General features: G+C 68.9%; 19 protein-coding genes and 1 pseudogene. 12 read left to right on the top strand and 8 right to left on the bottom strand.

Annotated elements, in window-relative coordinates; all coding sequences use genetic code 11:
* Window positions 1-45: 45 nt before the first annotated feature.
* The 4 genes from IE302_RS43160 (at window position 46) to IE302_RS06290 (ending at window position 3,588) form a co-directional block, all read left to right on the top strand.
* Window positions 46-1,446 (top strand): fatty acid desaturase, encoded by a 1,401-nt coding sequence (locus IE302_RS43160; protein ID WP_191252605.1) that lies wholly within the window; start codon window positions 46-48, stop codon window positions 1,444-1,446.
* Window positions 1,443-1,637: a ferredoxin gene (locus IE302_RS06300; RefSeq protein ID WP_005161139.1), complete on the top strand. Its 195-nt coding sequence runs from the start codon at window positions 1,443-1,445 to the stop codon at window positions 1,635-1,637. The genes IE302_RS43160 and IE302_RS06300 overlap by 4 nt, the downstream gene beginning before the upstream one ends.
* 2 nt (window positions 1,638-1,639) lie before the next feature.
* Window positions 1,640-2,848, top strand: a complete 1,209-nt coding sequence (locus IE302_RS06295; protein WP_191252604.1) for an NAD(P)/FAD-dependent oxidoreductase — start codon at window positions 1,640-1,642, stop codon at window positions 2,846-2,848.
* Window positions 2,849-2,952: 104 nt separating this feature from the next.
* Window positions 2,953-3,588 (top strand): TetR/AcrR family transcriptional regulator, encoded by a 636-nt coding sequence (locus IE302_RS06290; protein ID WP_191252603.1) that lies wholly within the window; start codon window positions 2,953-2,955, stop codon window positions 3,586-3,588.
* On the opposite strand, the gene IE302_RS06285 is transcribed toward IE302_RS06290, so the two are convergent.
* Entirely contained in the window at window positions 3,562-4,143 is a 582-nt protein-coding gene (locus IE302_RS06285; protein WP_191252602.1) for an ATP-binding protein, read from the bottom strand. The two genes, IE302_RS06290 and IE302_RS06285, sit on opposite strands and share 27 nt — an antisense overlap.
* A 137-nt stretch (window positions 4,144-4,280) precedes the next feature.
* On the opposite strand from IE302_RS06285, the gene IE302_RS06280 reads away from it, so the two are divergent.
* From IE302_RS06280 to IE302_RS06270, 3 genes are all read left to right on the top strand, one after another.
* The gene (locus IE302_RS06280) at window positions 4,281-5,207 is read left to right on the top strand and encodes a GNAT family N-acetyltransferase (RefSeq protein ID WP_229907620.1); all 927 of its coding nucleotides are present in this window, start codon (window positions 4,281-4,283) and stop codon (window positions 5,205-5,207) included.
* Window positions 5,208-5,284: 77 nt separating this feature from the next.
* Window positions 5,285-5,614 (top strand): hypothetical protein, encoded by a 330-nt coding sequence (locus tag IE302_RS06275; RefSeq protein ID WP_191252601.1) that lies wholly within the window; start codon window positions 5,285-5,287, stop codon window positions 5,612-5,614.
* Window positions 5,615-5,685: 71 nt separating this feature from the next.
* Window positions 5,686-6,000 carry a hypothetical protein gene (locus IE302_RS06270; protein ID WP_191252599.1) on the top strand — a complete coding sequence of 105 codons (315 nt, stop codon included), beginning with the start codon at window positions 5,686-5,688 and terminating at the stop codon, window positions 5,998-6,000.
* Window positions 6,001-6,107: 107 nt separating this feature from the next.
* Here the strand turns inward: IE302_RS06270 and IE302_RS06265 are convergent, their stop codons facing one another.
* Window positions 6,108-7,088, bottom strand: a complete 981-nt coding sequence (locus IE302_RS06265; protein ID WP_229907619.1) for an ArsR/SmtB family transcription factor — start codon at window positions 7,086-7,088, stop codon at window positions 6,108-6,110.
* Between the two features lie 66 nt (window positions 7,089-7,154).
* Here IE302_RS06265 and IE302_RS06260 point away from each other — a divergent pair, with 66 nt between their 5' ends.
* Window positions 7,155-8,342: an MFS transporter gene (locus IE302_RS06260; protein WP_191252591.1), complete on the top strand. Its 1,188-nt coding sequence runs from the start codon at window positions 7,155-7,157 to the stop codon at window positions 8,340-8,342.
* Here the strand turns inward: IE302_RS06260 and IE302_RS06255 are convergent.
* Genes IE302_RS06255 through IE302_RS06240 form a run of 4 tightly spaced genes read right to left on the bottom strand, consistent with a single transcriptional unit; the run spans window position 8,329 to window position 10,681 of the window.
* The gene (locus IE302_RS06255) at window positions 8,329-8,550 is read right to left on the bottom strand and encodes a hypothetical protein (RefSeq protein ID WP_191252589.1); all 222 of its coding nucleotides are present in this window, start codon (window positions 8,548-8,550) and stop codon (window positions 8,329-8,331) included. The genes IE302_RS06260 and IE302_RS06255 overlap by 14 nt on opposite strands.
* 33 nt (window positions 8,551-8,583) lie before the next feature.
* Entirely contained in the window at window positions 8,584-8,784 is a 201-nt protein-coding gene (locus tag IE302_RS06250) for a ferredoxin (RefSeq protein ID WP_191252588.1), read from the bottom strand.
* Entirely contained in the window at window positions 8,781-9,455 is a 675-nt protein-coding gene (locus IE302_RS06245) for a TetR/AcrR family transcriptional regulator (protein WP_191252586.1), read from the bottom strand. The genes IE302_RS06250 and IE302_RS06245 overlap by 4 nt, the downstream gene beginning before the upstream one ends.
* A gap of 5 nt (window positions 9,456-9,460) precedes the next feature.
* Window positions 9,461-10,681 (bottom strand): cytochrome P450, encoded by a 1,221-nt coding sequence (locus IE302_RS06240; protein WP_191252584.1) that lies wholly within the window; start codon window positions 10,679-10,681, stop codon window positions 9,461-9,463.
* Between the two features lie 120 nt (window positions 10,682-10,801).
* Between IE302_RS06240 and IE302_RS06235 the strand changes: the two are divergent.
* A pseudogene (locus IE302_RS06235) lies at window positions 10,802-12,220 on the top strand (MFS transporter); the annotation flags it as partial.
* On the opposite strand, the gene IE302_RS06230 reads toward IE302_RS06235, so the two are convergent.
* Entirely contained in the window at window positions 12,165-14,216 is a 2,052-nt protein-coding gene (locus tag IE302_RS06230) for an MMPL family transporter (RefSeq protein WP_191252583.1), read from the bottom strand. The pseudogene IE302_RS06235 and the gene IE302_RS06230 sit on opposite strands and share 56 nt — an antisense overlap.
* Before the next feature lie 106 nt (window positions 14,217-14,322).
* On the opposite strand from IE302_RS06230, the gene IE302_RS06225 reads away from it, so the two are divergent.
* Both IE302_RS06225 and IE302_RS06220 read left to right on the top strand, forming a co-directional pair.
* Window positions 14,323-14,805 (top strand): MarR family winged helix-turn-helix transcriptional regulator, encoded by a 483-nt coding sequence (locus IE302_RS06225; protein ID WP_191252582.1) that lies wholly within the window; start codon window positions 14,323-14,325, stop codon window positions 14,803-14,805.
* Between the two features lie 48 nt (window positions 14,806-14,853).
* The gene (locus tag IE302_RS06220) at window positions 14,854-16,311 is read left to right on the top strand and encodes an SDR family oxidoreductase (RefSeq protein WP_191252580.1); all 1,458 of its coding nucleotides are present in this window, start codon (window positions 14,854-14,856) and stop codon (window positions 16,309-16,311) included.
* Between the two features lie 18 nt (window positions 16,312-16,329).
* Here IE302_RS06220 and IE302_RS06215 read toward each other — a convergent pair whose 3' ends face one another.
* Window positions 16,330-16,932, bottom strand: a complete 603-nt coding sequence (locus tag IE302_RS06215) for a hypothetical protein (RefSeq protein WP_191252578.1) — start codon at window positions 16,930-16,932, stop codon at window positions 16,330-16,332.
* A gap of 94 nt (window positions 16,933-17,026) precedes the next feature.
* On the opposite strand from IE302_RS06215, the gene IE302_RS06210 reads away from it, so the two are divergent.
* On the top strand, window positions 17,027-17,704 hold the full coding sequence (locus tag IE302_RS06210) for a response regulator transcription factor (RefSeq protein ID WP_191252576.1): 678 nt from the start codon (window positions 17,027-17,029) through the stop codon (window positions 17,702-17,704).
* The last annotated feature ends 1 nt before the right edge of the window (window position 17,705 follow it).

Below are 17,705 nucleotides of genomic sequence, written 5' to 3'. Positions count from 1 at the left end.
ACATCGCCTACAGTTTTGTAAACCCAGCCAACGGAGGAGGGTGCGATGAGCGAGATGACGGGCACGATCCCGGCGGGCTCGACCGAACGGTGGACCGATCGCAAGCGATATCTGTGGCTGATCGGCCTGGTGGTCCCCTCGCTCGCGTTCCTGGCCATGGGGTTGCACGCGGCCACCGGCTGGGGTGTGTGGTTCTGGATCGGGCCGATCGTGATCCTGGTCGTCGTCCCGCTGATCGACCTGGTGGCCGGGCTGGACCGGGACAACCCGCCGGACGACGTCATCGAACGGCTGGAGAAGGATCGCTACTACCGGTGGATCACCTTCGCGTTCCTGCCCATCCAGTACGCGGGTTTCGTGGCCGCCTTCTGGCTGATCGCCCGGGGCGATCTGTCCGTTGTGGACAAGATCGGCCTGGCGATCTCGATCGGCTGCATCGGTGGCATCGGCATCAACACCGCGCACGAACTCGGGCACAAGAAGGAGAGCCACGAGCGCTGGCTGTCGAAGATCGCGCTGGCGCAGAGCTTCTACGGCCACTTCTACATCGAGCACAACCGCGGCCACCACGTCCGGGTGGCCACCCCGGAGGACCCGGCCAGCAGCCGGGTGGGGGAGAGCTTCTACCGCTTCTGGCCGCGCACGGTGTTCGGTTCGCTGAAATCCGCTTGGGGCCTGGAGCGCAAGCGGTACGCCCGGCGCGACCGGCATCCGTTCCGCATCGGCAACGACGTGCTCAACGCCTGGCTGATGTCGGCGGTGCTGTGGGCCGCGATGACCGTGTGGCTGGGCCCGGGAATCCTGCCGTACCTGGTGATCCAGGCCGTGATCGGGTTCTCGCTGCTGGAGGTCGTGAACTACATGGAGCACTACGGCATGCGGCGGCAGAAGGTCGGCCCGCCGGAGCGGCGGCGCTACGAACGGGTCGATCCCAGCCACAGCTGGAACTCCAACAACATCGCCACCAACGTCCTGCTGTACCACCTGCAGCGGCACAGTGACCACCACGCCAACCCGACCCGCCGCTACCAGACCCTGCGCGATTTCGCGGAATCGCCGGTCCTGCCGACGGGCTATGCCGGGATGATCGTGCTGGCGTTGTTCCCGCCGGTCTGGCGTCGCGTGATGGATCCGCGGGTGCTCGCGCACTTCGACGGTGACATCTCCCGCGCCAACATCCAGCCGTCGAAACGGGGCAAGGTCCTGGCGCGCCACGGAACCCGGGTCACCGCGCCGTCCAGGGTCGCCGACGACACACACGGCGACGCGACCGAGGGCGGGATGTGCCCCGGCTGCGGCTATGTCTACGACGAGAAGCTCGGCGACCCGCGGGAAGGTTTCCCCGCCGGGACGCCGTGGTCGTCGATCCCGGATTCGTGGTGCTGTCCGGACTGCGGGGTGCGGGAAAAGGTCGATTTCGTGGCACCGGGAAGGGTCGGAGCATGATGAAGATCGAGGCGGACCGCGCGAAATGCGACGGGCTGGGCATGTGCGAGGCGATGGCGCCCGACTTCTTCGAAGTGGGCGACGACGGCACGGTCGTGGTGCTCGACGAGCGGCCCGGTGAGGAGTTCAGGCAGGATCTGTCGGCCGCCGTCGACGCTTGTCCTGTCCTCGCGCTGAAACTACGGGACTGATCATGACGCTGGTCGTCGTGGGAGCGTCACTGGCCGGGCTGCGCGCGGTGGAGGCCGCGCGCCGGGACGGGTACCGAGGACGGATCGTGCTGATCGGCGCGGAGGAGCATCCGCCGTACGACCGGCTTCCGCTGTCGAAAGCGTTCCTCGACGCGGAAGGCCCCGAGCGGGTCGAACCGTTCCACGGGGAGGCCGCCCTGCGCGACGAACTCGGCGTCGAACTGATGTTGGGCGCACCCGCGGACGGGCTCGACACCGCCGCACGCGAGGTGTCGGTGGCGGGTACGGCCGTGCCCTACGACGCGCTGGTGATCGCGACCGGCGCCACCGCGCGGCGGCTTCCCGGCAGCGAGGGGATCGCCGGGGTCCACACGCTGAGGACCGCCGAGGACGCCCTGGCGGTCCGGGCCGCGCTCGACGGCGGGGCGCGGACGGTCGTGATCGGGGCGGGTTTCATCGGCTCGGAGGTCGCCGCCGCGGCGCGGAAGCGCGGACTGTCGTCGACGATCGTCGAGGCGCTGGATGTCCCGCTCACGCGATCCGTCGGGGCGGAGGCCGGTGAGGTGTGCGCCGCGCTGCACCGAGAGGCGGGCACGGAACTGCGGTTGTCCGCGAAGGTCACCGGACTGGAATCCGACGGCGGCGTGGTGACCGGCGTCCGGCTTTCGACCGGCGAAGTGCTGCCGGCGGATCTCGTGGTGGCCGGCATCGGCGTCGTCCCGGCCACCGGCTGGCTGGCCGGGAGCGGGGTGCCGCTGCACGAGGGCGACGGCGGCGTGATCTGCGATGCCACGCTCGCGACCGGGGTACCCGGCGTGTACGCCGCCGGGGACGTCGCGCACGCCGTGAATCCATTGTTCGACGGCGAGCTGATGCGGTTGGAGCACTGGACGAACGCCGCGGAGCAGGGTGCCGCGGCCGCTCGTCACGCGCTGGCACCGGAGGCGGCGAGAGCGCTGGCTCCGGTGCCGTACTTCTGGTCGGACTGGTACGACCACCGGATCCAGTTCGTCGGCACCCCGCGCGCGGACGAAGTGGTGACCGCGATTCCGGCCTCCGGTGGTTTCACCGCGCTGTACCGGCGCGGGGACCGCGTCGTCGGCGCGCTGACCATCGACCGGCCGCGCGAGATCATGAAGTACCGCCGCCAGATCGCGGGGCGGGCGCCATGGCCCGAGGCACTGGCGTTCGCCGAGTCGGCGGCGGCCTAGAAGGTGTCGCGCGACGCAACGTCGACGATTTGAGTGAGTCGACAGCGGATGCCGCGGCCCGGCTGCGGAAATCCGAAAGCGCGCTTGGAAAGGCACAGCCTAGAATGACGATCATGAGCGAGGCCCCCTCAGCCGCGGCCACGGGTGGCCCGTACCGGCAGCCGATCGTCGCGTCGGCGATCGAGCTGACCGTGCGTTCCGGCTGGGCCTCGGTGACCATGAGCAAACTCGCGGAGATCGTCGGGGTCAGCCGTCAGACCGTCTACAACGAACTCGGGTCGAAGACCCAGCTGGCCGAAGCGATGATCTCGCACGAGCTCGCGCGATTCCTCTCGGTCGTCCGCGATGCCTTCGAACGGCATCCCGAAGACCTCGTCGAGGCGATCCACGACGCCGTCCGCGGCGTCCTCGAACTCGCCGACGACAACCTCCTGCTTCGCGCCATCGTCTCCGCCACGCATGGTGCGGACACCGAGCTGCTGCCACTGCTGACGGTCCGGGCGGGCAGCCTCCTGAGTGAAGCGACGATCATGCTGCGCGGGCGCGTTCGCGCCTATCGTCCGCCGCTGGACGGCGAACATCTCGACGTCGCCATCGACGTCGTGGTGCGGACGGTGCTGAGCCATGTCATGCAGCCGTCGGACACCCCGGCGCGGACGGCCGACGCGCTGGCGTGGATGGCCTCGCGCGTGCTCGGCGCGAGCACGAACCGCTCACTGCGGCATCCATCGCTGGATTAGCGCGGCGGTCTCCGCCGGGCTCAGGCGCGTGTTGTCGATGCGTACGTGGTCGTGCCGCTCGATCAGGTCCTGTGCGTGCGTGCGGCGCGTGCCGTCGGTGTTCATGACGTAGTCGCGGTCGAATTCGAGCAGATTGGCGCGGGAGAAGTCGAGGTCGCGTTTGCTGGGCTTGCGGTCGAGGCGGAGCTCGGTGGTGTTGCGCCTGAGCCGCTCGTCGAGGTCCGCGTACAGCTCCACGAACCGCGCCCGCCCGCCGCGCGAGCGGACGATGTCGACGTACGAGCCGATGAGCTCGGCGTCCTCGGGCAGGTCGAGGCCCCAGACGTTCGTGTACACGAGACCGGGCAAATCCGCGCCGGCCGCCTCCTCGATGACCCGGCGGCGGAATTCGTTGACCAGCCGTCCGAACGGCGGCGAGCCGAACGGGAAGATGCCGAGCACCGGCTCGACGGCCATGTGGTTGTGGAACAGCTTGAAGCCGGTGAGCTTGCACAGCTCTTCGCCGACGGTCATCTTGCCGACGGCGGGCGGTCCGAAGATCACGACGAAGTCCACCGGGCCACGTTAGCGGCCTTGCCGTCGAGATGGCGATCACGACGTGCGACGCATTCTGTCGACGTACACGCCGTAAGTCATTCGACGCTGTCGGCGGTCGCGCGCGGGAAGATAGCCTCCTGAAACAGGAGGAACGGATGACCGATATCGCCGAATCGATCGAATCGATGCGTCAGCTCGCCGCGGTCTGGCGGCGGATGGTGCTGGACCGTGATCCGGTCGCGGACGTACGGGATCTGCCCGGTATCGCGGTGCGCTGGGCGGATTGTGACTTCGCTTTCTGGAACTGTCTCACGCTCACCGAAACCGGCGTGAACGCGGTTCTGCTGGAACGCCGGCTGCACGAGGCCGCCGAGATCATGCGCGCCAAGCGGAGGAGTGGTTTCCTCTGGTTGTTCGAGGATCTCCTCGCGCCGGACGCGTCGGCGAAGCTGGACGCCGCGACGGAGCACGCCGGGCTCACTTTCGCGTTTCCCGGCAGGGGAATGGCCGGGGATCTCCTGCCCATACCGGAACCGGTGCATCCCGAGTTGACTTTCCGGCGGGTCACGGCCGATGAGCACCTGGATGCCTACGCAGATCTCAACTCGCGCGCTTACGGGTTCTCTCTGGAGGATGGCCGTGATGGAATCAGCGGCTCAAGCCTGTGGAAGTCCGACGTGTACGCCTATCTCGGGTTGAAGGACGGTGAGCCGGTCACCTGTGCGGCGACAGTGGAGCAGGACGGCTGCTTGTTCGTGATCCTGGTCGCGACAGCGCCGGAGTTCGAGCGACGGGGTTTCGGCGAGGCGGTCACCCGCAAGGCGCTCTACGAGGGTGCGCGGGCGACAGGGCTCAAGCGCACCACGCTGCACGCCACGGTCGCCGGTGCGCCCGTATACCCGAGGATCGGCTTCCGGCCCAACTCCGCGATCCGCTTCCTGACCGTGGCGAGCTGGGGAATTCTCGATTCTGCTGCTGGATACGGGATTGTGAACGATTCTGTCGATCTGCTGTCAAGCCGGGCTTCTGGCTTGAGTGATGTTCGCACATCTGCTAATCGTCAGAATCCGATGAACCGCTGAGTGGGAAATTCGGCCATTTCTTCGCTGGTCACAAGAATGCTAGGATTCACATCTTCCTTCGAACGTGGAGTAACTCAATGCGATTGAGCAGAAATGTCCTGTCGTTCCTGCTGGCTTCGGTTTTCGTCGCGGCGGGCGGGCAACTTTCGTCGGCTGCGGCGAGCGAATCGATCCAGCTCTATTCCGGTACTCACTACACCGGTGCGTCCGTGAGTGTTCCGCCGCTGCCGCAGCCTTGCGCGGACACTCCGTTCGCCGTACGTTCGCTTTCCAACCTGTCCTCGGTCGATATTTTTCTCTTCAGTGAACCCGGCTGCAGGGGCAGCGAATTCGCCGTCACGTCCTTGCATCTGTCCGCGACCACGCCCCTGCCCTACCGGTCCTATCTCGTGAAATACCCATCCTGACAGCGGAAGGTGACGACCGGGCGCCGGTCATCGGGTGGTGGCCCGCCGCCGGGAACGTCCTGCCGTCGACCGTGGTCGAACTCGAGTCGGACCGGCATCCGACGGTCGTCCTCTCGGCGGTGGCGGTCCTGGTGGCGGCGGTCGGCTTCGTCATCGTCGCGCCGGGCCACGCCCTCGCGGCCAGGGGCGACGTCGAGACCTGTGTCGTCGAGCGGTTCGAGGTCGCGTTTCACCCGGATGACACCGGCCTCTCGATGCCGGTGCATAGTCCGTTCCTCGACGTGGTGGAGCGGGTGGCGTGGGTGAGCGCGCTGGTCGTGGTGGCGAGCCACCTGGCGAGTGGTCTGTGGTGGCTGCGGGGCCGTCGCCGGGCGCCTCTGCGGTAGACCGCGAAACTGTGGACCGCGGGTCAGGAAAGAGGTCCGCAAGGCCGAAGGGATCGAGGAAGGAGATGTAGCGAAGGTGACCGTCGAGCTGATCGACCTCTGACAGGTCAGAGCAGGCGCTCGCCGAGCGAGGTCGTCAGGTAGAGCACGCTGCGGCCGGAGCGTTCCCTCGCGACCAGGCCGCTGTCCCGCAGGACCTTGAGGTGCTGCGAAACGGCGCTCGGTGTCACGCCGAGCGCTCGCGCCAGATCGGTCGTGGTCGCGGGGGACGACAGCGCCGAGAGGAGCTCGGCCCGTGTCCGGCCCAGCAGCCGGACCGTACTGGACCCGGATGACCGGGTTCCGGCGGCCCAGAGGGTGCCGGTTCCCCGCGCCGGATAGCGGATCGTGGTCTGGGTCGAGGAGTTCTCCTTGACCAGGACATACGGCGACCCGAGGACGACCGGCATCAGCACGAGACCACCCGGTCCTCGCGTGACGACACGATGGTGATCGCGCCACCGCTCGCCCGCCAGGATCACCCGATCGTCCTGCCAGCGCAGATCCGGATGCAGGTCCGCGAACAGCCGCTCGGCACCGCCCGCGGTCAGGGCCCGGGCGTGGTATCCGACATCGGCGTCCAGCACCGCCCGGATCCGCGGCCAATGCGGCGCGACCAGGCGGTCGTGGGCGGTACGCAGTTCGTCGGCGACTTCCCGCAGACCGGACGCGGGGTCGTCGGCGAGAGCCGCGACGGCGGGAGGACGTTTTTCGCCGAAGACCCGGTCGAGGCTCGCCCTCACCCGATCTTCAGGGGTTCGCCGCATCGCATCGAGGTCGTTCTCGAGGGAATCCCCCGAGTCCCGCGGGGCCGGGACGAGGAACTCCGGCCAGCCGAGCCTGCCGGTCACGACCAACGGCCAGGTCCGCGAAAGGTCGAGCGGCTCGCGATCGAGTTCCTCGCGTGCCCAGCGAAGCCAAGGCAGGTTGACCGCGTTCCGGTCGATCCCGGCGAGCTGTTGCAGACCGGCCACGGTCTCGGACAGCGGCGAGATCGCGAACCGGGTCGCGGCCAGTTCGGCGACGCCGAGTTCGATGGTCATCGGCATCGCCCGAGTATGTAGCCCAGGGCTAAATGGTGTCTCCGGAACGCCGGACGCCGCCACGATCCGATCATGACCGACCTGCCCCGCGCCTACCGGCGACTGTGGTGGGCCACCGGGATCGACAGCCTCGGAAACGGCGTCTTCACCGCGGCGCTCCCGTTGCTGGCCGTGACGGTGAGCCACGACGCGAGGGACATCGCCCTGGTCTCCGCCGCGACGTACCTGCCGTGGCTTCTGCTGTCGCTCACCGCCGGCTCCGTCGTCGACAGGGTCGATCGGATCACCTTGATGTGGCGAACGCAGACGCTCCAAGCCGTGATCGTCGGTGTGCTCACCGCGCTCGTCGCGGCCGAGGTCGTCACCGTGCCCGTGCTCGTCGTACTCGCGTTCGCGCTGGGGTCGTGCGACGTCTTCTATGACAACGCGGCGCAATCGGCGCTTCCGGATCTCGTCCCGAAAAGCCTGCTGCATCAAGCGAACGGCAGTCAGCAGGTGGCGCTGATCGTCGGCAGGCAGTTCCTGGGCCCGCCGCTCGGGAGCCTGTTCTTCGCGCTCGCTTGGACGCTTCCGTTCGCCGTCGACGCCGCGTCGTTCGTCGTCGCCGCCATCCTTCTTGCCGGGTCACCGGAACGGCGGCACGCGCCCGCGGAACCAGCGAAGGTCGTCGATGGGCTCCGCTGGCTGAGGAAACACCGGCTGTTACGCGCTCTCGCCTTGTTGCTCGGCGTCAACACGTTCTGTGGTCAGTTCGGGAACGCGACTCTCGTGCTGTTCGTGACCGACGCGCTGCATCTCGGCGCGGGCGTGTTCGGTCTGCTGCTCGCCGGGGCGGCGCTCGGCGGTGTCGCGGGCGGACTGGTGATCGCGCGCCTGGTCGCCCGCCTCGGCGACCTTCGCGCGCTCCTCGTCTCGCTCGCCGTGAACGCCGTCGTCTTCGTCGGGATGGGGTTCAGCCCGAACGTCGCCGTACTCGGCGGGCTCTTCGCGGTGAGCGGTTTCGTGACGACGATCTGGAACGTCGTCACCGTCAGCGTCCGGCAGCGGGAGGTCCCGTCGGCCCTGCTCGGCCGCGTCAACAGCGTCTATCGGCTGCTCGGCTGGGGGCTGATGCCGCTCGGCGCCCTGACCGGCGGACTACTCGCGCACCGGTACGGGATTCGCGTTCCTTATCCGGTCGCGGGTGTGGTGCGCGGCCTCGCGCTCGTGGCCGCGCTTCCCGTGCTGATCCCGGCGATGCGGGACGTCACTCTTCGGTGAGTTCGGCCAGCTGATCCGCGGCGTCCTGGTTGCCGCGTTCGGCCAGCCGCCGCAACTCGTCCAGCGCACCCAGCTCGGTCGCAGTCTCGATCAGCTGATCCGCCGCGTCGCTGCTGCCGTCGTCGGCCAGCCGCCGGAGTTCGGCCAGGTCGCCACGTTCACCGGCGTCTTGGATCCGCTCGTCGATGGCGTCTTGGTCCTCGCTCATGTCACCCAGGCTAGGGCCAGTTCGCAGACCCCGTCACGCGGTCTCGTTCACGGTGATGGCGGCGCCGGGGCAGACGTGGGAGGCCTCGCGGACGATGTCGTGCAGCTCGGCACCGGGCGTCTCGTCGAGGAGGAGCACGATGCCGTCCTCTTCCCGCTGGTCGAACACGTCGGGAGCGAGCAGCACACAGGTTCCGGCGCCGCAGCACCTGTCCTGGTCGACGGTGATCTTCATGGTCCTTTTCCTTCGTCCGGGCCGGGGGTGACCGGTGCCAGCCACATCCCGGCGAGTGCGTCGATGAGCCCGGTCGCGGCGTCGTGCCAGGTGGACCGGGGAGTGGGGGTGCCCTCGGCGAGAGCGCGTTCGCGTTCGGCGACCATGTGGACCAGCAGCTGGCGGGCCATGTCGCCGCGTTCGGCGCGGACGTCGGCGGGCAGGTCGGGCAGGCAGCGATGCAGTCCTTCGACGATCCGCACGAGCGACGGCGAGGTCAGCGACTCCTCGACCATGATCGGGCGGAGCGCGGGATCGGTCATCACCTGCGCGCCGAACCGCGCGAACCAGGTGGGGCTCCCGATCGCGGCCAGGTGCTCGGCCACCGGGGTGACCAGGCAGCCGATCCAATCCCGCAGGTCCGTGCTGTCACCGATGCCGGTCAGCATCCGCCGCCTGATCTCCTCGATCGGCCCCGAATGCCGCCGGGCGATCGCGCGGACCAGATCGGCCTTGGTGCCGAAGTGGTAGCCGACGGCGGTGTTGTTCCCCTGTCCCGCCGCCTCGCTGACCTGGCGGTTGGACACCGCGAACACGCCGTGTTCGGCGAACAGCCGTTCCGCCGCGGTCAGGATCAGTTCCCGCGTCGCGTGCGCCCGTTCGGCACGGGCACCGGTGATCTCACTCGTCATGGGCATCACCATCGCACGGGCAGTTCCCGCAGTCCGCCGACGGCGAGCCCTTCGACCTTGCGCAGGTCCGCCGCCGCGACGGCGAGTTCCAGCGTGGGCAATTTCTCCAGCAGGACAGCGAGGACGACCTGGAGTTCGGTGCGGGCGAGTGGCTGCCCGAGGCAGGCGTGCGCGCCGGCGCCGAACGCGAGATGGGCGTTCGGGCTGCGGTCGAGCGTCATGTCGGCCGCGCCCTCGAACGCGTCTTCGTCCCGGTTGGCCGAAGCCATGCTGCACATCGCGGTGGTCCCCGACGGCAACGTCGTCCCGCCGACCTCGAAATCCTCGGTGAGGTAGCGCGACATGCCGATACCCGCGTTGGCGTCCATGCGCAGGGATTCCTCGACGGCGGTGCGGATCAGCGACCGGTCCGTGAGCAGGGCCTCCCAGCGGCTCCGGTCCTCCAGGAGCATCGCCACCATTTTCGCGATCATGTTCGCGGTGGTCTCGTGCCCGGCGATCAGCAGGCCGATCCCGGTGGCGACGAGCAGCGCGTCGGACCAGCGCTCGCCGTCGGTGTCGGTGTCGGTGATGAGCGCGCTCAGGATGTCCTCGCCCGGCTCCGCCCGTTTGGCCGCGATGTGCCCGCCCATGTACCGGCCGAATTCGGCCTGCGCGACGTCGAACTCCGCCTGCGTGTAGCGGGTCATGCTGAGCATCACGTCGGACCAGTGGGCGAACCGTTCCCGGTCGGTGTCCGGGACGCCGAGCATGTCGCAGATGACCCACACCGGCAGCGGGAAGGCCAGGCCCGCCTTGAGATCCGCGGGTTCGCCCTTCGCGACCATCTCGTCGATCAGCCGGACGGCCATCGCCTCCATCCGCGGCCGCAGCGCGGTCATCCGCTTGGCGGTGAACCACTTCCCGAGCATCCGGCGCCATTTCAGGTGCGCTTCGCCGTGCTGGGGGATCACACCCGCCATCTCGCTGTTGAAGACCCCGCCCGACTCGGTGTCCGCGACCCTCGCCGCCTTGTCCTCGGGGGTCGGCCTGGTGAACCGAGGATCGGACAGGACGCGCTTGACGTCCGCGTAGCGCGTGATCAGCGCCGCCTCGTCGCCGCTGGCGAGCGTGACCTTCGCGACCGGGCACTTCGCGCGGAACTCGGCCCATTCGGCGGGCGGTGCCAAGGCGGCCTCGGTCGGGAACGGGAAACTCGGCAGCCGATCGACGTCGCTCTGAGTCATCAAGGGCTCCTTCAGCGTGGCGGGGTCCGGTGAATCACACAGTGCCCGGACTGTTGGCATAAGTCAATCAACTGACTTAAGTTGGATCCGTTCGCTCTCGATCTCTGCCGGAGGCCCCGTATGACTCAGCCCGTGCCACGCCCTCAGCTGGTCGTGGTGGTGTTAGCGCTGGGCGGGATCGTGGTCTCGCTAATGCAGACCCTGGTCATCCCGCTGATCCCGAAGCTTCCGGAGCTCCTGGACTCCTCGCCCGCCGACGCGACCTGGGTCATCACGGCGACGTTGCTCGCGAGCGCGGTCGCGACACCCGTCGTCGGCAGGCTCGGCGACATGTACGGGAAACGGCGGATGCTGCTGCTCAGCCTCGGCATGCTGATCGCCGGTTCGGTCGTCGCCGGTCTCAGCGACACGCTGGTGCCGATGGTCGCCGGGCGGGTGCTGCAGGGCTTCGCGGCCGGGGTGATCCCACTCGGGATCAGCATCATGCGTGACGAACTCCCGGCCGCAAGGCTCGCTTCCGCGACCGCGACGATGAGCGCGTCACTCGGGGTCGGCGGCGCCCTCGGCCTGCCCGCGGCCGCGCTGCTCGCCGAGAACGCCGACTGGCATCTGCTGTTCTGGACCGCTGCCGGGCTCGGCGCCGTCGTGGCCGCGCTCGTGCTGGCGTTCGTCCCCGAATCGGGCGTGCGCACCGGCGGACGCTTCGATCTCGTCGGCGCGGCCGGGCTCTCGGTGGTGCTGGTCTGCCTGCTGCTGGCGATCTCGAAGGGCGCGCAGTGGGGCTGGGCGAGCGGGCGGACCCTGGGACTGTTCGGGGTCGCCGCGCTCGTCCTGCTGCTGTGGGGCCGCTGGGAACTGCGGACGGCCCGGCCGCTGGTGGACCTGCGGACGACGATCCGGCGTCAGGTCCTGCTGACCAACCTGACGTCGATCGTGTTCGCGTTCGCCATGTTCGCGCAGTCGCTGGTGCTGCCGCAGATCCTTCAGTTGCCGGCCGCGACCGGGTACGGACTGGGGCAGACCATGCTGGTCACCGGTCTGGTGCTGGTGCCGTCCGGGGTCGTGATGATGCTGACCGCCCCGCTGTCCGCGCGGATCACGAAAGCACGCGGCCCCAAGGTGACGCTGATGTCCGGTGCGCTCGTGGTCGCCGCCGGCTACGGCCTCGGCGTCGTCCTGATGGCGAGTGTCTGGCATCTGGTGCTGGTGTCCGCCCTGATCGGCTCGGGGATCGGGCTCGCGTACGGTGCGATGCCCGCGCTGATCATGGGCGCGGTCCCGGTGTCGGAGACGGCCGCCGCGAACAGTCTCAACACCCTGATGCGCGCGATCGGTACGTCGATCTCGAGCGCGGTCGCGGGGGTGATCCTCGCGCAGCTGACCGTCTCCTTCGGGCCGGTTCAGGTCCCGTCTCAGGGCGGGTTCCGGTTGATCATGGGACTCGGATCGGCGACGGCGCTCCTCGCGCTGGTGATCGCCGCCTTCATTCCCGGCCGGTCTTCGCCAGCTTCGAAGGCCACCAGATCTTCCGTCCGACGTCCACTGCCAGAGCCGGTACCAGCAGCGAGCGCACCAGAAGCGTATCGAGCAGAACGCCGAACGCGACGATGAACGCCAGCTGAGCGAGGAAGAGAATGGGCAGGACGGCCAGGGCGGCGAAGGTCGCGGCGAGCACGACGCCCGCGGACGTGATCACGCCGCCGGTGACGCGCAGCCCGCGCAATGTCCCGTCCCGGGTGCCGATCCTTCCCGCCTCTTCGCGGACCCGGGTCATCAGGAAGATGTTGTAGTCGATTCCCAGCGCCACAAGGAAGACGAAGCCGAACAGCGGGACGACCGGATCGGCGCCGGGGAAGTCGAAGACGTGGTTGAACACCAGCGCCGAGACACCCATCGTCGCGGCGAACGACAGCACCACCGTGCCGATCAGCAGCAGCGGCGCGAGCAGTGACCGCAGCAGCAGGGCGAGTACGAGGAAGATCACCACGAGGACGATCGGGATGATGATCATGCGGTCGTGTTCGGAGGTCTCCCTGGTGTCCAGGAGGGTCGCCGTCGGCCCGCCGACCTTCGTGCCGTCGACGGCGTGCACGGCTTCGCGGATCCGCTGGACGGTCGCGACGGCCGCGTCGGAGTCCGGGGGATCGGCCAGCACCGCGTCGATCTTCGCGAGCCCGCCCGCTTCCGCGGGTTTCCCGTCCGGACCGGCGCTCTGGCGGACGTCCGAGACGCCGGGGACGCGCGCCAGTGTGGTGACCGCTTGTGCCTGCCCGGCGGGCGTGATGATCACCGTGGGCGAGCCGGAACCGCCGGGGAAGTAGCGCGAAAGGACTTCCTGGCCCGCCACGGAATCGACCGGCGTGAGGAAGACGTCGGACTGCGCGGTGCCGGAAGCCTTGAGCTGGGGGAGGAACGCGCCGCCCGCGAGCAGGACGACGGTCGTGACGATCCAGACCGTGCGCGGCGCACGGGAGATCCAGCCCGAGACGCGGCCCCAGAGCCCGCCCGTCTCCTCCTTCGGCGGGGCCACCGCCGGGCGGAACGGCCAGAAGGCGTTGCGCCCGCACAAGGCCAGGACGGCGGGCAGGAACGTGATGGTCGTGAGGAACGCGGCGCCGATGCCGATGGCGGCGACCGGGCCGAGTCCCTTGTTGGAATTCAGATCGCTGAACAGCAGGCAGAGGACGCCGAGGATGACGGTCCCGGCCGAGGCCGCGATCGGTTCGATGGTCGAACGCCAGGCCGTGCGGAGTGCGGAGCGGGCGTCGTCGGTCGTCCTGAGTTCTTCGCGATAGCGGGAGATCATCAAGAGCGCGTAGTCGGTGGCGGCGCCGAAGACGAGGATGAACAGGATTCCCTGACTCTGCCCGTTCAGCGCCAGCACGTCGTGATCCGCGAGCAGGTACACCGCGAGACTCGCCGTGCCCAGCGCGAACACCGCCGACAGCAGGACGAGCAGGGGGAGCAGCGGGCTCCGGTAGACGATGATCAGGATGAGGGCGACCACCGCGCCCGCGACCAGGAGAAGGAGCCCGTCGATCCCGCCGAACGCCTCCTTGAGGTCGGCGACCTGGGCGGCGGGGCCGGTCACGAGCACTTTCAGGCCGTCGGGGGTGTCGCGGGCGAGCGCGTCCCGCAGCGCCTCGACGCCGTCTCCGGGGTCGTTCGTGGCGTCCAGCAGCACGATGACCTGGGCGCCCGCGTCGCTCTGCGGCGCGGGAACGATCCGGGAGCTCGACGTCCGGTCGGTCAGGAACCGCTTGTCGGCCTCGGTCAGGCCCGACGGCCGTTCGGCGACGACGATCGCCGGGATGACGGAGGAGCTGGAGAACTGTTTCTGCAGCTCACCGACCTCGGTCGCTTCGGCGGACGCGGGCAGGAAACTGCTGCTGTCGTTCTCCGTGACCTGGCTCAGCTTGCCGGCATACGGGCCGCTGAACCCGCCGAAGATCAGCCAGGCGACCGCGATCAGGGCGGGGAGCAGCCACCGCAGGCGCGACCGCGTGCGGGCAGGGTGTTCGACTTCCGAGATCATGGGCGGATGGCTCCCGTGGCAGTGCTACTTCGACGAGTGAATAATTCGACCATCGAAATAGTAGAGTGGTCACCCGGACGGGGCAACAGGAGGGGAGGTTTCGGACATGTCGGAGGGTGCTGAAGAGGTCGAGCGGGTCACGGACGACCTGCTCGTGCTCCTGTTGCGGCAGCTGACCGTCGAGTCGGATCGGTTCGCCGAGATGTTCGGTGAGGCGCACGGCCTGCACCGGACGGATCTCAACGCGCTCGCGGTGATCATGGACGCGGCCAGGATGGGGACGCCGATGAGTCCGAGCATGCTCGCGAGCGCCCTGCATCTGAGCGCGTCGGCGACGACGTCGGTGCTGGACCGGCTGGAGCGGGCCGGGCACCTCTACCGGGACCGGAGCGCGACCGACCGGCGCAAGGTCGAGTTGCGGATGCACGACCAGGCCCGGCAGATCGGCGCCGAGTTCTTCCTGCCGCTCGGCGAACGCTACGCCGCCGCGTGGCGGGACATGGGGGAGGACGAGCGGCGGACGGTCGCCCGGTTCCTGCGGAGCAGCATCGCCGCGACCGTCGAGGTCCGCGGGCGATTGGCACCCTGACGGGCCACTCGGACTGCGGGGCGCGTCGTCCCCGGGAACACTCGGGGAATGCGATGTGTGGTGCTCGGGGCGACGGGCTATGTCGGCGGACGGCTGGTGCCGCAACTACTCGACGCGGGCCATGAGGTCCGCGTGGTGGCCCGGTCCCCGGAGAAGGTCGCCGAGGAACCGTGGCGTGACCGCGTCGAGGTCGAACGCGGCGACGTGACCGATCCGCCGTCGATCGAGACTGCGCTGACCGACTGCGACGTCGTCTACTACCTCGTGCATTCCTTGTCACGCAAGGACTTCGTCGAGGTGGACCGGGAGGCGGCGCGGACCGTCGCCGAGGCCGCGAAGACGGCGGGCGCGCGGCGGCTGGTGTACCTGGGCGGCATCGTGCCGGACGACGAAGAGCTGTCGCCGCATTTGGCGTCCCGTGCCGAAGTGGGCCGGGTGCTGCTGGATTCCGGGGTGCCCGCTCTCGTCCTGCAGGCCGCGGTGATCATCGGCTCGGGCTCGGCGAGTTTCGAGATGCTGCGCTACCTGACCGAACGGCTCCCGGCGATGATCACCCCGCGCTGGGTGCGCAACCGCATCCAGCCGATCGCCATCCGGGACGTGCTGCACTACCTGGTGAACGCCGCGGAACTGCCGTCCGAAGTGAACGGCGCCTTCGACATCGGCGGCCCCGACGTCCTGACCTATGTGGACATGATGCGCCGCTACGCCGTGGTCGCCGGGCTGCCGAGGCGGGCCGTGGTACCCGTACCGGTGCTGACCCCGTGGCTGTCCGCGCAGTGGGTCAACCTGGTCACGCCAGTGCCGAAGTCGATCGCCGTACCGCTGATCGAATCGCTCGTGCACGAGGTCGTCTGCCACGATCACGCGATCGCCGAGCACATCCCCGATCCGGAAGCGGGCCTGACCCACTACGAACACGCCGTCGAACTGGCGCTGACCCGGATCCGCAACGCCGACGTGCCGACCCGCTGGTCGGACGCGTCGACGGCGTCAGCGCCCTCGGATCCGCTGCCGAGCGACCCGGACTGGGCGGGCGGGACCGTCTACGAGGACAAACGGGAGCAACGGACCGACGCCTCGCCGGAAGCGCTGTGGGACGTCATCGAATCCATCGGCGGGGAACACGGCTGGTACTCGTTCCCGCTGGCGTGGTCGGTCCGCGGCTGGGCCGACCGGCTCGTCGGCGGCGTCGGGCTGCGGCGCGGACGGCGGGATCCCCGGCGGCTGCATCTCGGGGAGGCCTTGGACTGGTGGCGCGTCGAATACCTCGACCGGCCGCGCATGCTGCGGCTGCGGGCGGAGATGAAGCTGCCGGGGCGGGCTTGGCTCGAACTGAGCGTCGAGTCCGCTGAGGACGGTGCGACGGTCTACCGGCAGCGGGCGGTGTTCGAGCCGCACGGGCTGGCCGGGCACGCGTATTGGAAGGGGATCGCGCCTTTTCACGGGATCGTCTTCGGCGGCATGGTCCGCAACATCACCGGTGCCGCGCAGGGCGAGGCCTGAACAGCGCGGCGGAGGGGATCAGGGCTTGAGTGTCTTCATGGTCTCTTCGGCACTCTTCCTGACCTTCGCCTTCATGTCTTCCTCAGTGGCGGGCCAGGCGGCGGCGTCGCGTGCGTAGCCGCTCCCGGAGACCGTGAGTACCAAGGAGCCGTGCCGGATGTTGTACTTGTAGAGCCAGAATTCGCCCGCGGCCCACGGCTTCTTGTCGTCGCGCTGCCGGTAGAGGTACGCGGCGGAGCCGAGGCCGTCGACGTCGGACACGGTGATGTCCGTGCCGGGACGCGAACGCTCGCCATCGTTCTTCCGGAAGTCGTCGTACATGGCCTTGGCGGCGGGCTCGCCCGACGGGTGGATCGCGATGAAGGTCATCAGCGAGGCGTAGCCGCCGGAGCCGTCGAACTCCATTTTGCAGTCCCCGCCGTTGAGCCCCGCGACGAGTTTGCTCGGGGTCTTCGTGGGCGTGGATCGGGTGAGTGCTTCGAAATCCGCAGGATTCACGGCCCCGCACGCGTCACCGTTCAGCCGGTAGGCCGGGGGCGGCTCGGGCTCGGTAGAACATCCGGCGGCAAGGGTGGCGGCGAGCGCCGCGACGAACACTCCGCGGCGGCGGTTGGCAGGCATGACGGGATGGTGGCAAGGGGTTCACCGGCCCATGAGGGCATTTGTGCCCGGCGCGGTGACCAAGTGCGGCCGGTCCGTGTGGGATTCTGAGCGGATGAGGATCTTGCTCGTCGAGGACGAGCGACGGCTGGCCGAATCACTGCGGGCGGGCCTGAGCGCCGAGGGCTACGCCGTGGACGTCGCGCACAACGGCCGTGACGCGCTCTGGTACGCCGCCGAGCATCCGTACTCCGCGGTGATCCTCGACATCATGCTGCCCGGGCTCAACGGCTATCGCGTCTGCCGGAAGCTGCGCGAACGAGGCGACACCACCCCGATCCTCATGCTGACCGCGAAGGATGGCGAGGACGACGAGATCGAGGCGCTGGACACCGGCGCAGACGACTTCCTGCCGAAGCCGTTCTCCTACGGCGTCCTGCTCTCCCGGCTGCGGGCGCTGATCCGGCGCGGGGGAGCGACCCGGCCGGGCACGCTGCGGCTCGGCGATCTCGAACTCGACCAGGCGAGTCACACCTGCCGCCGCGGGGTCGCCGAGATCTCGTTGACCACCAAGGAGTTCGCCTTGCTCGCGTACCTCATGAAACGCCAGGGCGAGGTGGTCACGAAGGCCGAGTTGCTGGAGAACCTCTGGGATTTCGCGGCGTCGGCGACCGCGAACCTGGTCGAGGTCCACATGAGCGCCCTGCGGCGCAAGATCGACCTGCCGTTCGGGGCGGAGACGATCCGGACGGTCCGCGGCGCCGGCTATCACGTGGTGGGTTCCGGTGCCTAAG

It is taken from the genome of Amycolatopsis oliviviridis, assembly GCF_014654365.1.
In the GTDB taxonomy this organism is placed as follows: Bacteria; Actinomycetota; Actinomycetes; order Mycobacteriales; family Pseudonocardiaceae; genus Amycolatopsis; species Amycolatopsis oliviviridis.
Note: the sequence above shows the minus strand (reverse complement) of the source record. Positions and strands in the feature narration are given on the sequence as shown.